Source organism: Streptomyces sp. NPDC051561 (genome assembly GCF_044454195.1).
GTDB lineage: Bacteria > Actinomycetota > Actinomycetes > Streptomycetales > Streptomycetaceae > Streptomyces.
The window spans coordinates 1-13737 of record NZ_JBITDM010000050.1 but is presented as its reverse complement, the minus strand read 5'-3'; the positions used below and the strand labels follow the sequence as shown (position 1 = coordinate 13737).

Sequence of the window (13737 nt, the reverse complement as noted above, 5' to 3'; positions counted from 1 at the left end):
AGTCCGGTTCAGCGGCGTCGACCTGGCGGAAGCGCCCGGCGCACCGCTCGTAGACCAGGACCCCCGCGTTCGGCGTCTTGCGCACCCTGGCCTCAGTCCCTGTTTTTGAAGCCAGGTCTCCTCGTGGACGGCCCTCAATGAAGGTCAATAGAACACTTGCGCGATAGTGGGGTGCCGACGACACTTGGTCCTTCTTCGGGGATCACTCGATCTCCGTGGCGCGTTTCAGCGGGGAAGGGTCAGCTATGCCGCAGTTCGTTCTGCTCGTCCACGAGGATGAGGTTGCCTGGTCGTCGGCCGAACAGGCGGTGCGTGACCGGATCGTCGAGCAGCACTACGAGTTCGCCGAGAAGCACAGGGACGTGCTGGTCCACGGCAATGAGTTCCAGTCCACTGCCGTGTCGGTCGACGTCCGTGGTGGCGATGTCGCCCCGTCGCCGTCTCTTGCGCCAGGCGTCACGGTGCCCTGTGGTTACTTCGTTGTGGAGGCGGACGACATCGACCATGCTGTCCGAATTGCTCAGCGGATTCCCATGGAGTTTGGCTATGTCCAGGTGCGTCCGGTGCAGGTTTGGGAACCGCGCGACACGCCTACCGAGTAGCCGGGCCGCCTTCTGCTGACTACCGGCGCCCGAGGTCTTGTTGGGCCTTGTTGGAGCGGGTGAGTCGGCGGGTCATGAGGGTGATGAAGGCCCAGTTGATGTGGGCTTCGGAGTGCTGGACGAGCCGTTCGTAGTCCCGGGTATTGCGCCTGGCCTGCATGTACCAGCTGATGGACCGCTCGACTTTCCACCGGCGTTTGACCACGACGAAGCCCTTGGCGCCCTTGGGGCGGGAGACCGGCCGCAGGGTGACGTGCAGTCGTTGGTCGGCCCAGGTCACGAGGGTGCCGGCGTATCCGCGGTCGGCCCAGACCTGGGTGAGCTGGGGGTGGGTGAGGTGGAGACGGAAGAGCAGGTCGCGGGCGGCGTCACGGTCCTGGATGTCCGCCGGGGTGACCATCACCATCACTGGCAGGCCCTTCGTGTCTACGGCGATATGGCGCTTCCTGCCGTTGATCTTTTTGGCTTCGTCCCAGCCCCGGCTGTCGCGGCCCACGGTCTCCGCGGCTTTGACGGACTGGGAATCGACGATCATCGTGACGGGGAAGGGGCAGCGCCCCAGGTTGGTGCGGACGCGCCGCCGCAGCTGGTCCCGGATGAAGGTGACGACACCGGCCCGCTGCCACCTCCAGAAGAAGCCGTAAACCGTCTCCCATGGGGGGAAATTGGTGGGAAGTGCCCTCCATTTGGCCCCGTTGTCGGTGATGTAGCGGATCGCGTCGACGATCTGCCGACGGGGCCACTTCTCGGGATGCCCGCCGGTCTTGGTCTCGCAGGCCGGGACGGGCAGAAGTGGTTCGAGGAGGGCCCACTCGGTAGCCGTGGTGTCGGAGGGATAGCGGCGGCGGGCGGAAGGAGGCATGGCAGGGCCCATCAAGGATCAGGAGCGGGCGGGGTTACTTGGCGAGCTGGGCGAGGGTCGCGCGGACTCCGGTCAGCTGGGCGGTGACCAGCAGGGCCCACTCGTCGTCGGGGAAGCGGGCCAGGTGCGGATCGAGCGTGCCCGTGATCATCCGGGTGAGGCGGCCGAGAATCTGCAGGAGCTGCTTCTTCTCGTACTCGATCCAGTCCGCGGGCTCGTCGGAGAACATGTACCCGTCCTTCCGCCGCCAGATGATCGGGGTGAGCTTCTCCGCGGCGCCGACATCCCGCAGGTGCCTGATACCGCGGGCGACCTGCGACTTCTTCAACCGGGTCGCGGCCACCAGCTGGACGGTCTGCAGCCCGGAGGGTCTGGCTTCCATCAGCGCGACGCGGACCAGGTCGCCGTAGTGCTCGCCGAGCGGGCGAGCGGTGCGGGGCACGGCTATTCGCCCTTGAGGAGCTGGGCCAACTGCTCGTCCAGGGTGAACTCGCCCTGATCGATGGCCGCTTCCAGCCAGTCGGCCGCCGCCCTGACCTTGGCCAGGCCACGGCGCACGGTCTCCCGCTCGTCCTCGGTGAACTCCTGGCCCCGCATCCTGGGCACCAGCCGCCCCAGCGTGGCCACGTAACTGTGGCAGGAGCCGACCAGGTCGAGGTACTCGATGGTGTGCTCGATCTTCCGAACGGCCGGGGTCCGCTCGCGGACTCGCTCCCTGACCTCCTCGGAGTTGTCGAACTGGGCCCGGTTGACGCTCTGCCGGGCGGAATCGTCCCGCATTGCCCGCCGCGCGACGGACGGCCGCTTCAGCAGACCGGTGGTGACCTCCTGTGCGACCTCGTCGTCCCGGGTCAGTTCCTCAACGACGCGGATACGCTCCTTGGCAGGGACCTTCGCCGCGGCGGCCGGCCGCCGCATCAGATCCGCCGCCACCCGCCCCGCGACCTCGTCGTCCCGGGTCAGATCGGTGACCGCCCGGATCTTCTCTTCAACCGTCACCGGCCGGTCGACCCGCTGCCCCACCAGCCGCTTCGCCGCATCCGGAGTCCAACGCCGTTCCCCCGTGCGGGGGTTGCGCGGAACCTCCTCGATCGACGCCCACCGTTCCTCCTCGTCCGCGACCGACGCGAGAATCCGGTGAACGGTAAACGAGATGCCCGGCTTGCGCTTCACCTCCGGCCAGCGGCAGGCCACATACCGCCAGTCCTTGACGGTCGCCGCCGTCACGCCGATGTCGTCCGCGAACAGCTGCAACGACTCCTCGACCGTGTAGAGGTCGTCCGTGCCATTCGGCAGCGACCCGCCATGCGGCCTCATCGGCTCGAAGTCTTTACCGACCGCAGGAGCTCGGATACCGGCTCTGAACTGCGACGATTCGTAGACTACATGTCCGCGACAGTGCCGTACTAGCTTCTAGCGTCGCCCGATGGAGTGGTCCTCAAGGCCCCTCTCGGGCGGACCATATATCACGGTCCACCAACATCAAGATCGACTATCTTGCGATGCCATGGGAGCCAGAGACATGCCGCGTGGCTGCAGGGGACGTAATCCGGACGCGGACCGAGTGGGCTGTCAGGCGTCGCGCCCGACTCGGCAGGTCCAGACAGGGAACGGCGGGGAATCCGCCGCAGCCCGGTCCTTGCCGTCGGACTCGGATGGTGTGCGGTCGGTCCAGGGCACCGAGCCGGGATCCCTGTCGTCGAGGAAGCTGGTGATGATCGGTTCGAGCGTCCCGGTCAGTACGTAGGTGCCACCGAATGGGAGCGATTCCGGAGGCTGGGAAGAGGTCGAACAGCGCAGTTGTCCGGCTTGCTCGTCGTGCCAGACGTAGAAAGTGGCGGTCCCGTGCAGACCGAGGGCCCGGATGCGGTCACGCAACACCCTCGCGGTGCTCTCGAAGGCGGCAGCCACCTCCTCCACGGACAGCGTCGCCCGTTCCTTGGCGTCTGCGCCGAGATGCCAGGTGTTGGTCTGCGACTCGGTCGCCCGGTTGCCGGGGTCCAGGACCAGGGGCTCGTCCGCGACCTCTGCGATGAATGTCAACAACATCGGCCAAGTGTGCATCACGGTCGGCGGCCCTCTTACCAGCGGTGCGATGGCCGCCGACCAGTGCGGATCAGTCAGTGGGAGCCGCGATCTGGGCTTCGAGGTCGGCGATGCGCCGGTCCTGGAAGCGGAGGTTGGACCGTGCGGCCTTGAGTCGCTCGTCGAGGGTGCGGTTCTCGGCGGTGATCTGGCGGAGTCGCTGCTTGAGGGTGGTGTTCTCGGTGGTGATGCGCTGGACGGCCTCCTCGGTCCATGCGGTTTCCAAGTCACGGATCTCGCCGAGGAGTTCGCCGATGCGGGTGCGCTGGGTGGTGATCTCTGTGTGCGCCGTCTTGAGTGCGTCCTCGGCGTTCAGCGCGCGTTCACGCCAGGTCGATTCGCGTTCGTCGGCTTGGTCGGCGAGGGGCCGTGACCGATGTTCGCCGGCTTGGGCCATCGCCTCGGAGATCGCCGTCCTGGCCTCGGGGTTGTCATAGAGGAAGGTGCGGGAAACGTCCGCGCTGCGGGCAATGGCGGCCACGCTGATCTGGGCCTTTTCGCGGCGGAGCCGGGCGAGGGCGTCGTGGACTCGTTGAACGGCGATGTCGGCCTTGCGGCGGCGGGCTGCCAAGGCTGCGGCCGTGCGGGGTTCGGGGACGACGGTGTTCATGCGCACGCTTCCTCGTCGTTGGTCGTGGCCAGATCGCCGTACTCGTCTTCGTCGGGATCGGCAGCGGCTGCGAGGTCGGCCGCGCGGAAGGTCGTGGACCACATGCGATGGAAATAGTCCTGGGGTCTGCGCAGGTCCAGGGCGAGAGCGTCTTGCAGGAGGCCGAGGCCGGCCAGGGCCTTCTCCAGGCCGTCGATGGCGCGGGCGGTTGGCTCGAAGACCTGGTGCAGGTAGTCGGCGGTGGCATCGTCTGGAGCACGCTCGGCCAGCGTGTGCCATTGCTCGCGCTTGCGGCGCCAGTAGAGCAGGTCGGCGCCGGACATGACGAACTTGTCGCAGCTGTGGCAGTTCAGGTTCCAGGGACATGCGCCGCCGTCGACCACGGGCTGGAAGGTGCAGAATCCGCCCTCGGCCGGGGTGCTGCGACGGGTGAGGTCCACGGCCAGAGCCTCGGCCTGGCGGCGGTCGAGCGGGGTGGCGCCGCTGGAGAGCACCGTTCCGGGGCTGGTCGCGCCCGGTCCGGTGACCCAGACGTGTTGCAGTACGTCCTCGATCTCGGAGACGGCGACCTTCGCGTAGTGCTCAGCCATCCGGGTCGAGAGGTGTCCGAGGTAGCGCTTGATGTGGTGCAGCCCTGCGCCGCTGGCCAGCAGCCTGGTCGCCAGAGTGTGGCGGGCCTGATGGGTGACGCACGATCCCAGGTCGAGATCGACGACCCAGTCGTGGAACGCGGCACTGTACCAGGCGTAGCTGACGGACGTCTCGAAGCCAGGGTTGCGCTTCGGTGCGGGGAACAAGGCCATCCGTGCCCGCTCTTGCGGGGTGGCCGGTCGGCCGAACCTGCCCTCGAAGCGAGCCAGGGTCTTGTGTCGGCGTTCGTTGATCCGTTGGAAGGTGTACTCGGGGATGCGGATGGCCTGGTCGTAGTTGCCGACCTTGGTCTGGTCGTGCCAGAGCATCGGCAGTTGGCCATAGCGACCCACGCAGTCCAGCCGCAGTTTGATCACCTCGCCGGCCCGCCGTCCGGTCACGACGATCGTCTCCCAGATCTCACGCAGGCCCCGGTCGCCGGGGTCGTAGGCGTCTGCGAAGTGCTTGAGGCTGACCTCGTCGGCCAGGGCCCGGGCGACCTCGTCGCTGAATGGGCTGCGGGTGCGGGTGCGCCCAGTGCCCATCGGTGGGAAGGCCGTGATGAACTCCCGGCCCAGGCCGATCCGATCGGCCTCCCCGGTCTCCATCGCCCAGCGCATGATCTTGCGTGTGCTGGCCAGTACGAAGTACTGGGTCGTCTCGGTGACGGTGCTGGCCTTGCCGCCGCGTGACTGCACGACGAGCGAGGGCATCCGGTACCGGGCCCGGTGGCGCTGATCGGCCAGGAAGCGGTGAACGTGTTCAGCCCGCAGAAGCTCCGGATCGTGGCCGCCGCCGCCGGTATTGACCTCCAGGAAGGAACTCAGCTCCAGGCAGGCCCGTCGCATGTCGTTGTACGGACTCCGGGTGCGGGGGCTCCCCGGTGTCCTCAACAGGGAGGCAATGTAGTCCCAGAGCAGGTCACGGAGCCAACGCTGGGACACTCCGGACAGGTCGTAGTGGCTGTTGGAACCGCGAAAACTGGCCCCGAAGTGATCCAGCTCCAGGTAGCCAGCCTCCCGCGTCTGCGAGGGCGTCACGTAGACCACCCGCAATGACTGCAGGATCTCCTTGGTCAGGCCCCGCGCACGACGCGAGCAGTTATCGAGGTCGAAGCCGGTCAGCGAGTCCATCGCCCGGCAGGAGTTCACCAGGTTCTGGACGTCGACGGGCAGCCACCGGGTCCGGGGATTCTGCCGCAGGTGGGCGAACAGCCCCCACTGGAACTCCGCCTTGAGCAACGGGTGCAGGCCGAGGAAGTTGATCTCGCCGACCCTCAGTAGCGGATCGACGTCACGGCACCACTGACGGAACACCTTCTCGTCCCGGTAGCGGACGGCGACCGATGACGGGTCCCGCTCGTGGGAGTGGAACCAGCCTCCCGGAAGCTCAGCACCACCAGGTCTTCCCGCGCGGTCGTAGCGCTGGTCGTGGTTGGGGCACAGCCCCAGCGGTGATCCCGCCCCGTCGCGGCAGGACGCCGCCGAGCAGACGCCGAAGCTCGCGTAGGGCACCTCGATGGCCAGCCACTCATCAAAGTCGAGCTCGGCCTCTTGGCCGCGGGCGCTGGCCTTGCGCCAGCGGTTGTCGTGCCGAGCACAGAGCCGGTATCTGTGGCCCAGGGCAAAACGCTCGCACCCAGTGACCCTGCATGGGCCAGTGAAGGCGGCCGTGGTCAGCGGCAACGGCTCCGCCGTCCGCAGGAACTCGGCCCGCTCGGCCTCGGCCCCGCCACACGTGACCCACTGCTGACGGTGGGTGTCACACAGGTCGCTGGTGCCGTGCGCGGATCGCTGGCATTGCGAAACTCGGCACCCCCAGCCGAAGACCGGATGCTCGGCGGGGACCTTGATGACGTCTGCCCGCAGCAGCGGATCAAAGCCCGGTCCGTTGATCAACGCGGTCAAGATCTCCAGCCGGTCCCTAGACTCACGGCCGTCCGGCTCAGTGAGGAGACGCAGACCGCTGAGTGCTTCCGTCATGCCCGCTCACCCCAGACCTTGCGCAGGGCGGCGTCGAAGGAAGGGTCGTGGATGTCGACGTGGGCGTAGATCTCGTCGACCGTGCTGGTGGATGCCCAGCCGCCGGCGTCCCGGGCGATCAGAAGGTTGCCGCCGGAGGCGTCCAGCACTGCGGAGGCGAACTCGTGGCGGAACGCGTGGGGTTTCACCTTGCCCAGACCGGCCCGGAGCGAGGCCCGCCCCAGCATCCGGCGGGCTCCGACAGTCGCCCACGGCTGTCCCCGTTCGGGCCCGTGGAGCTGGACCAACAGCATTCCGTGACCGGGGTGTTTGGGGTACTCGCTGGTCATGTACTCGAAGTACGTGTGGATCATGTGGGGACTGACGCGCTTGATCAGGCCACCGGTCACCACTCCGCTCTCCACGGACCAGGGGTACTTCGTCTTCGCCCGGGCCCGGTTCGCGTTCGTTTCGCGATGGCAGACGTGGACGTGCGGAGCCCGGCAGTCTCCGCAGGCCGCCCCTTCGCGAAGGTGCAGGTCGGCGAGGTGCAAGCCGCACATCTCGCCGATGCGAAAGCCACCGTCCGCCAGCCAGCTGACGAGAACGCGGTCCCGCGCGGCGTGGACCTCGGCCAGCAGCAGGTCCTGCGCGCCCTCGGGAAGCATCTTCGGATGCCGTCGTCGCACCCGAGTCGGTGCCAGCGGATTCGCCGGCAGGCTGCGTGTGGCGTGCCCGAGCAGGGCGCGGTCGCGGTCGACCCGGGTCGGCAGCCGGGAGACGTTGAGGGCCGAGCCGAGCTCGGCGTTGATGCCCAGCTCGGCCTGCTGCCGATAGAAACCCTTCAAGCAGGCCGCCGCGGTGGACAGCGCGGCCTGTCCGTACGGCCGCTTGCCCAGACGCCACGGCTCGCCGAGCGGCAGGCGCACCTCCGCTCCGACGATGCCCATGTACCGCTCAAGATCCCGCAGTACCACTGCTGCGAACGCGAGACACTCGCGCTCCAGCCACCGCAGATGGTCCACCAGCAAGTACGCGTACGTTCGTTGCGTGCCCGAGCCCTCGTATGCACGCAGGAACCGGTCCGCTTCCTTGTGGACCGTGCCCTCGGGCCAGACGATCGTCCACGACCGCCGTCCGTCCTTCCGGTCGATCTGCTGGACCCTCAAGTCCCCGATCACCACATGCCGTGCCACTCGTCCTCCGTACCGACTCCGGAACATGACGGACGTTCCGGATCCGGTCGGTAAACGAGCCCGTGACGTCCAAGTCACAGGCCCAAGCGGACATCACGAGCAGCACTGCCCCCGGTCGGTAAAGATCTCCAACGCCTTGTCACCCAACGTGAACTGGGCTTTCGCCACCTGCGCGATCAGTTCACGCGCCTCGGCGACGATCTGCTCGTAACGCGTCCGTGTGACGTTCCCGACCCGCTCCACCACGACGCCCACCACCCCACCCCGGGCCCGGCGCGGCTACCGACGGCAGCCGATCGAAACGACTCAGGCCCAGCTCACAGCCAGCGTGACGTGTCCCCAACACCCTCCGGCAGAGCGTGAATCAGGGGCGCGCGAAGCACTCCGCTCCCACCCCAAATGCCCGATGGCACCGGCCTGCCCCTATTCGCGCCGTTCGGCTACGGCGTTTCCGTAACACCATTCCGCGACGCCCGCTCCCGGAAAGCCCGCACCCGGCACCGCGACGAGCAGTACCTCGCCGAGCGCGAACGCTCCACGCCTACCGTCCACACCCGCCCGCACACCGGACACGCAACTGTCTCGCCCCGCTGCATCGCCATTACCCGCCGCCGCGTCCGCTGAAGTGCCCGCCACCGCCGCGACCTGCACCGACTGGAACAGAACACTGCCTCCGCCGCCATCCTCGACGGCAGAGGATCACCGCACTCCCGGCAATACCGCCGAGCAGCCCCACCCGATGCCACACCCAGATCATCCAGCCGAACAGACCTCAAAACCAGCCTTCAAAAACAGGGACTCAACGACGAGCTCGGTCACGGGCCGGTACTCCAGCACGCTGCGCAGCGCCAGGATCGCCGTGTGGTGCGTCACCGCCACTACGGACGGCGCACGTTCTTCGAGACTGGCGACAAAGGCCCGGGCCCTGCCCAGCACGCCGACGGCCAGGGACTCGCCGTCCTCGCCCGGCGGCTTCCACAGGTGCTTGGCGGTCTGCCGGTCCTCCGCGCACGCGGGCCAGGTCGCGAACAGCTGCCGCTTGGTCATGTACGTGGCGTCGCCGTAGTGCTGCTCGTTCAGCAAGGCGGTGACCTCAACTGTTGGGCGACTCTCTGTGTGAGCACGTAGGTGGGGGTCGGCGACGCTTGTGATGGACATGAGCGTTGATCTTGTTGGGTGGTCTGGGCCTGCTTCGTGCGCGACGACACGGTGGACATGAAGGCTCGTGGGGAACTTGGTTGTCGGCTGTTCCCGGTGTTGGCCTGATCACCAAATGAGCGGAAGTATGGACTGGTTGGCCTGGTGGGGGCGCTCGCTCTTCGAGGGGCAGCGGGAACCGGTCGTGTGGGCGGGCAGGGTTCTCGGGGCCGCGGCGGTACACCTGGGCAAGCCCGTCGAGATCGAGGCCGCGATGGCGCTTGCGGCAGACCGCACACAATGGCCGACGGGCCGTGCTGTGTTCGACCAGATCCGGCGGCGCGGACTCGCCTCGGGGGAGTCCTTCGCGGCGACGGAGAGCCTGTACTTCCGGCTTGCGGAGCTGGTGGCCAAGCTGGCCCATAATGCGGCCGGGTCGCCGCCGCCCTTCGACTATCACGCAGGGTGGCAGGTGGGGCCGGTCGCCTACCGGCTGGCCGTTGAGGTGGGTGATCCGGGGATGCGTGACCGCTTGGCTGCTGCCCTGGGCGATTGGCCGGATCACCCTGATCCGACATGATCCTTTAGGAGTCCGGGCAGGCTGGCGATGCTTTCTCCGTGCTCGGCAGGCGAGCACGCGCCAAGTCGCGGAGGCCGCCTGGTGCTCGTCGTGGACGCCGATGTGGTTCTCATGGAACGCCAGCTGCGGGCGGGTGAGTTGATGTGTCCGTCGTGCGGGGCTGCGCTGGCACCGTGGGGTCACGGCCGGCCGCGTGAGGTCCGTGGTGATCTCGGCGCACGTTTCCTCGTACGTCCTCGTCGGTCGCGTTGCGCGGGCTGCCACGTCACACATGTGCTCTTGCCGGAGGGGTTGTGGCCACGGCAGAGGGACACGGCCGAGGTGATCGGGGCGGGGCTGGAAATAGCTGCCCTGGGCATGGGGCACCGCCAGGTCGCCGCTCATCTGGGCCTGTCGGAGGGTACCGTCCGTGGCTGGTTCCGCCGCTTTCGCCGCAGGTCGGAGGAGGTACGGAGGCACTTCACCGTGGTGCTGGTTGCGCTCGCCGATGAACCAGTGGTCCCGGAGGCGTCCCGCTCGCCTTTGGCGGACGCGGTGAGTGCGGTGGTGGCCGCGCATCGGGCGGCCGGGGAGAAGTGGGCGGGCGTGAACACCGTGTCGCGGTGGGAGTTCGCCGGGCGGGTGATAGCGGGGGGCCTTCTGGCCTGTGCTTCTTTGCCGAGTTGAGCAACACGGGTCGCCCCTGGGACCGGGAGGGAGGTGCCGCGAATCTTGATCGTGTCGGCCACGCAGGTGCGGGCCGTTGATCGAGAGGCGAGGTGGAGTGCCGCATGTCATCGAGTGAGGACGAGGACCGCCGGCGGGCGGACAAGGCCCGGCAGGTGGGCCTGTTCCGCTATGGCCTGGTCCAGGACCTGATCGATTCGAAGCTGACGACCCGAGAGCGCGGGCGCCTGGCGCGGGAGGTCGCGGCGCGCGAGCACACTGACCCGTTCGGCCGTCAGGTGAGGGTCTCGCGGGGGACGATCGACCGCTGGACGCGGGCCTACCGGCAGGGCGGTTTCGCCGCTCTGGTGCCCGAGCCGCGGCAGGTCGCTCCGCGCACGCCGGTGGAGGTGCTGGAGCTGGCCGCGGCGCTGAAGAGGGAGAACCCGGCGCGGACGGCCGCGCAGATCCAGCGGATTCTGCGCACGACGCAGGGCTGGTCGCCGACCGACCGCACCTTGCAGCGGCACTTCGTGAACGCCGGGCTGACCGGCGCCGGGGAGAGTGGTCAGCGCAGTGTTTTCGGGCGGTTCGAGGCGGTCCGCGGCAACGAGTTGTGGACCGGGGACGCCTTGCACGGGCCGAGGATCGGCGGGCGGAAGACGTACCTGTTCGCGTTCATCGACGACCATTCGCGGGCGATCGTGGGGCACCGTTTCGGGTTCGCGGAGGACACCGTCCGCCTGGCCGTGGCCCTGCGGCCCGCTCTGGCCTCGCGCGGGGTTCCCGAATCGGTCTATGTCGACAACGGGTCCGCGTTCGTGGACGCCTGGCTGCTGCGGGCCTGCGCGAGTCTGGCGATCAAGCTGACGCACTCGCGGCCCGGACGTCCGCAGGGCCGGGGCAAGATCGAGAGGTTCTTCCGCACGGTCCGTGATCAGTTCCTCGTCGAGCTCGATGAGGAGGGCGCCGGCCGGATCGAGTCGCTGGGCGAGCTGAACAGGCTGTTCACTGCGTGGGTGGAGACGGTATATCACCGCACGGTGCACTCCGAGACGGGGCAGCCGCCGATCGAGCGGTGGCTTGCCGCGATTCCCCAGCCGCTGCCGCTGCCCTTCCCGGCCGACCTGCGCGAGGCGTTCTTGTGGTCGGAGAAGCGCACGGTGACCAAGACCAGGACGGTCAGTCTGCACGGCAACACCTACGAGGTCGACCCGATGCTGGTCGGCATGCGCGTCGAGCTGGTCTTCGATCCGTTCGACCTCTCCGAGATCGAAGTACGGGCCCACAACCGGGTGCTGGGCAAGGCCCTGCCGCACCACGTCGGCCGCCACACCCACCCCAAAGCGACGCCCGAGACCCCGGGCGAGCCCGCCCCGCGGACCGGCATCGACTACCTGAAGATCCTGGAGAGCGAGCACACCGCCCGCACCGCCAAGGGCATCAACTACGCGGCCCTCATGGGTGATCCGGAGACGCCGTGACCGAGACAGCCACCCTCCGCACCACCTCGATGAGGAGCATTCCGTGATCGAACGCGTTCAGGGATTCTTCGGGTTCACCCGCGTCCCCTTCGGCCGGAACCTGGCCCCCTCGATGCTCCACCAGCACGACTCCCACAAGGAGGCCGCCGCCCGCATCGCCTGGTGCGTCAACAACCGGGCCATCGGCGTGGTCACCGGCGAGGTCGGTGCGGGCAAGACCGTCGCGCTCAAGGGCGCCGTCTCCTCCCTCGACCCGGCCCGCTTCAAGGTCATCTACCAGCCCAATCCCGAGGTCGGCATGCGCGGCATCTACGAACGCATCGTCACCAGCCTAGGCGACACCCCGAAGTTCCACACTTCCGCTCTCGCCGTTCAGGCGGCCGACGTCCTGGCTGCCGAGCTCGACGAGCGGGGCCGTACTCCCGCGCTCGTCCTGGACGAGTCCCACCTCCTGGACCACAACGAACTCGACGCGATCCGCATGCTCACGAACTACGACATGGACTCCACCACGCCCTTCGCACTGCTGCTGATCGGCCAGCCGACCCTGCGCAAACGGATGAAACACGGCGTCCTGGCCGCCCTCGACCAGCGCATCTCGATCAACTATGAGATGCCCGCGATGACCGCCGCCGAGACCGCGAGTTACGTCAAGCACCACCTGACCATCGCCGGACGCTCCGACCCGCTCTTCTCCGACGACGCCATCGACCTGATCCACCTCACCAGCCGCGGTCTGCCCCGCTCGGTCAACAACATCGCCTGGGCGGCACTGATCGCCGCTTTCACCGAGGAGAAAGGCATCGTCGACGAGTCCTCTACCCGCTCCGCGGTCGCGGAGATCATGACGACAGATTGACCACCAGAGCGACACCGTGACCATGAAGACCCCGGCGGCCTGACGGCCGCCGGGGTCGATTCACACCGCCACGTCGACAAGCAACACGTCGCCACCATGCACAACTTCAACGTCGCTCAACAGGCTGTGCACGACGTCCTGAGTGACTACCACCGCCCCGACCTTCTGCCTGCACTCAAGGCCGCCATTACTGCCGGCCTCAATCGCCGACCGGTCGGCGACATCCTCACCCGCCTCGACGGCAACGACCACCAGCCGGAACTGGAGGACGCCCTGCTCACACACCTCGCTCCTGCCCTACTCCGCTCTGCCGCACCGCAGCACGTACCCGCCAGCGTCCGTGCGGTCAATACCAGACCAACCCGGCGCGGCCCATCGATCGCCTGACATGGCATCAACCCAGAGCACAGATTTCCTGTCCCACGGGCGGAAGCTCTCGGGTTGCGTCCTCAGGCCGTACGGAATTGTTGTGGTTTGGAAACCTTCCAGCAGGCCTGAACTGGCAGAACGCGCTGGGATGTTGACCTTTCTATGCGTAACGTATGTGGCCGAACCAGCTACCTGGGGCTTACGGGACACCCCACAACTCCACCTCACCAGAACGCGGTTCACGGACGGAGACCCCATGGCACCAGCACACTCGAAGCACGGCGGCGGGTGGAGGAACCGAACTGCAGCAGCCTCCCTGACCGTCTTCCTCGGAGCTCTGTCCTTGACCGGATGCAGCTCTGGCGATGCCGCCAAAGGCTCTCCGTCGAGTTCCCCCACTGCCTCGCCTGCCCCGAGCACCAATACGGCAGAAGTAGCCGCGCGTGGAGCAGCAACAGCCGCATTTCAACGGATGCGGACGGAACAAACCAAGGCTTTCCAAGCGGGCACGGCGAAAGACACGCAACTGCGCTCCTACGCCTACGCCAAGGCCTTGGGAAACATCAACGCTCAATTGTTCAAAATGAAACAATCGGGTGTCGTCTACAAGGGTCAGACTTCCAGCTGAAGCTTCCCCGTGATCTTGGACACTCGTCGGTTATGCCGCGAGGGCGTGTTGGTGCCGCTGCCTGGTCTCGGCTGGTGTGAGGTAGCCGA

General features: G+C 67.5%; 16 protein-coding genes and 1 pseudogene. 6 read left to right on the top strand and 11 right to left on the bottom strand.

The features are described 5' to 3' along the window. Nucleotides 1-184 (bottom strand): hypothetical protein (locus tag ACIA73_RS41505; RefSeq protein ID WP_399444205.1); only part of this gene is annotated, 184 nt, incomplete at its 3' end. 61 nt (nucleotides 185-245) lie between these two features. Between ACIA73_RS41505 and ACIA73_RS41500 the strand changes: the two genes are divergently transcribed. Continuing rightward, nucleotides 246-602 (top strand): YciI family protein, encoded by a 357-nt coding sequence (locus tag ACIA73_RS41500; RefSeq protein WP_399444204.1) that lies wholly within the window; start codon nucleotides 246-248, stop codon nucleotides 600-602. 52 nt (nucleotides 603-654) lie between these two features. Here the strand turns inward: ACIA73_RS41500 and ACIA73_RS41495 are convergent. The 8 genes and pseudogenes from ACIA73_RS41495 to ACIA73_RS41460 all read right to left on the bottom strand — a co-directional run. Then, nucleotides 655-1464 (bottom strand): annotated as a pseudogene (locus tag ACIA73_RS41495) (IS5 family transposase); the annotation flags it as partial. A gap of 34 nt (nucleotides 1465-1498) precedes the next feature. Beyond that, complete coding sequence (locus ACIA73_RS41490; RefSeq protein ID WP_399444203.1) at nucleotides 1499-1906, bottom strand: hypothetical protein; 408 nt, start codon at nucleotides 1904-1906, stop codon at nucleotides 1499-1501. Between the two features lie 2 nt (nucleotides 1907-1908). Then, nucleotides 1909-2781, bottom strand: a complete 873-nt coding sequence (locus ACIA73_RS41485; RefSeq protein WP_399444202.1) for a DUF6192 family protein — start codon at nucleotides 2779-2781, stop codon at nucleotides 1909-1911. 255 nt (nucleotides 2782-3036) lie between these two features. Further along, a complete protein-coding gene (locus ACIA73_RS41480) occupies nucleotides 3037-3513 on the bottom strand; it encodes a hypothetical protein (protein WP_399444201.1) in 477 nt (158 codons plus the stop codon). Between the two features lie 67 nt (nucleotides 3514-3580). Next, the gene (locus ACIA73_RS41475) at nucleotides 3581-4159 is read right to left on the bottom strand and encodes a DUF6262 family protein (RefSeq protein WP_399444200.1); all 579 of its coding nucleotides are present in this window, start codon (nucleotides 4157-4159) and stop codon (nucleotides 3581-3583) included. Further along, on the bottom strand, nucleotides 4156-6771 hold the full coding sequence (locus ACIA73_RS41470; RefSeq protein ID WP_399444199.1) for a tyrosine-type recombinase/integrase: 2616 nt from the start codon (nucleotides 6769-6771) through the stop codon (nucleotides 4156-4158). The genes ACIA73_RS41475 and ACIA73_RS41470 overlap by 4 nt, the downstream gene beginning before the upstream one ends. Beyond that, the gene (locus ACIA73_RS41465) at nucleotides 6768-7946 is read right to left on the bottom strand and encodes a tyrosine-type recombinase/integrase (protein ID WP_399444198.1); all 1179 of its coding nucleotides are present in this window, start codon (nucleotides 7944-7946) and stop codon (nucleotides 6768-6770) included. Before ACIA73_RS41465 ends, ACIA73_RS41470 begins: the two co-directional genes overlap by 4 nt. A 93-nt stretch (nucleotides 7947-8039) precedes the next feature. Next, a complete protein-coding gene (locus tag ACIA73_RS41460; protein ID WP_399444197.1) occupies nucleotides 8040-8201 on the bottom strand; it encodes a hypothetical protein in 162 nt (53 codons plus the stop codon). A 144-nt stretch (nucleotides 8202-8345) separates the two neighbouring features. Between ACIA73_RS41460 and ACIA73_RS41455 the strand changes: the two genes are divergently transcribed. Further along, complete coding sequence (locus ACIA73_RS41455; protein ID WP_399444196.1) at nucleotides 8346-8570, top strand: hypothetical protein; 225 nt, start codon at nucleotides 8346-8348, stop codon at nucleotides 8568-8570. Nucleotides 8571-8699: 129 nt separating this feature from the next. Here the strand turns inward: ACIA73_RS41455 and ACIA73_RS41450 are convergent, their stop codons facing one another. Continuing rightward, nucleotides 8700-9104 (bottom strand): histidine phosphatase family protein, encoded by a 405-nt coding sequence (locus tag ACIA73_RS41450; RefSeq protein WP_399444195.1) that lies wholly within the window; start codon nucleotides 9102-9104, stop codon nucleotides 8700-8702. Nucleotides 9105-9231: 127 nt separating this feature from the next. Here ACIA73_RS41450 and ACIA73_RS41445 point away from each other — a divergent pair, with 127 nt between their 5' ends. The 4 genes from ACIA73_RS41445 (at nucleotide 9232) to ACIA73_RS41430 (ending at nucleotide 12651) form a co-directional block, all read left to right on the top strand. Next, nucleotides 9232-9663 carry a hypothetical protein gene (locus tag ACIA73_RS41445; protein ID WP_399444194.1) on the top strand — a complete coding sequence of 144 codons (432 nt, stop codon included), beginning with the start codon at nucleotides 9232-9234 and terminating at the stop codon, nucleotides 9661-9663. A gap of 27 nt (nucleotides 9664-9690) precedes the next feature. Further along, a complete protein-coding gene (locus ACIA73_RS41440; RefSeq protein WP_399444193.1) occupies nucleotides 9691-10329 on the top strand; it encodes a DUF6431 domain-containing protein in 639 nt (212 codons plus the stop codon). A gap of 104 nt (nucleotides 10330-10433) precedes the next feature. Next, a complete protein-coding gene (locus ACIA73_RS41435) occupies nucleotides 10434-11792 on the top strand; it encodes a DDE-type integrase/transposase/recombinase (RefSeq protein ID WP_399444192.1) in 1359 nt (452 codons plus the stop codon). Between the two features lie 43 nt (nucleotides 11793-11835). Then, nucleotides 11836-12651, top strand: a complete 816-nt coding sequence (locus ACIA73_RS41430; protein WP_399444191.1) for an ExeA family protein — start codon at nucleotides 11836-11838, stop codon at nucleotides 12649-12651. Nucleotides 12652-12711: 60 nt separating this feature from the next. Here the strand turns inward: ACIA73_RS41430 and ACIA73_RS41425 are convergent, their stop codons facing one another. Then, the gene (locus tag ACIA73_RS41425) at nucleotides 12712-12936 is read right to left on the bottom strand and encodes a hypothetical protein (RefSeq protein ID WP_399444190.1); all 225 of its coding nucleotides are present in this window, start codon (nucleotides 12934-12936) and stop codon (nucleotides 12712-12714) included. Nucleotides 12937-13737 lie beyond the last annotated feature (801 nt).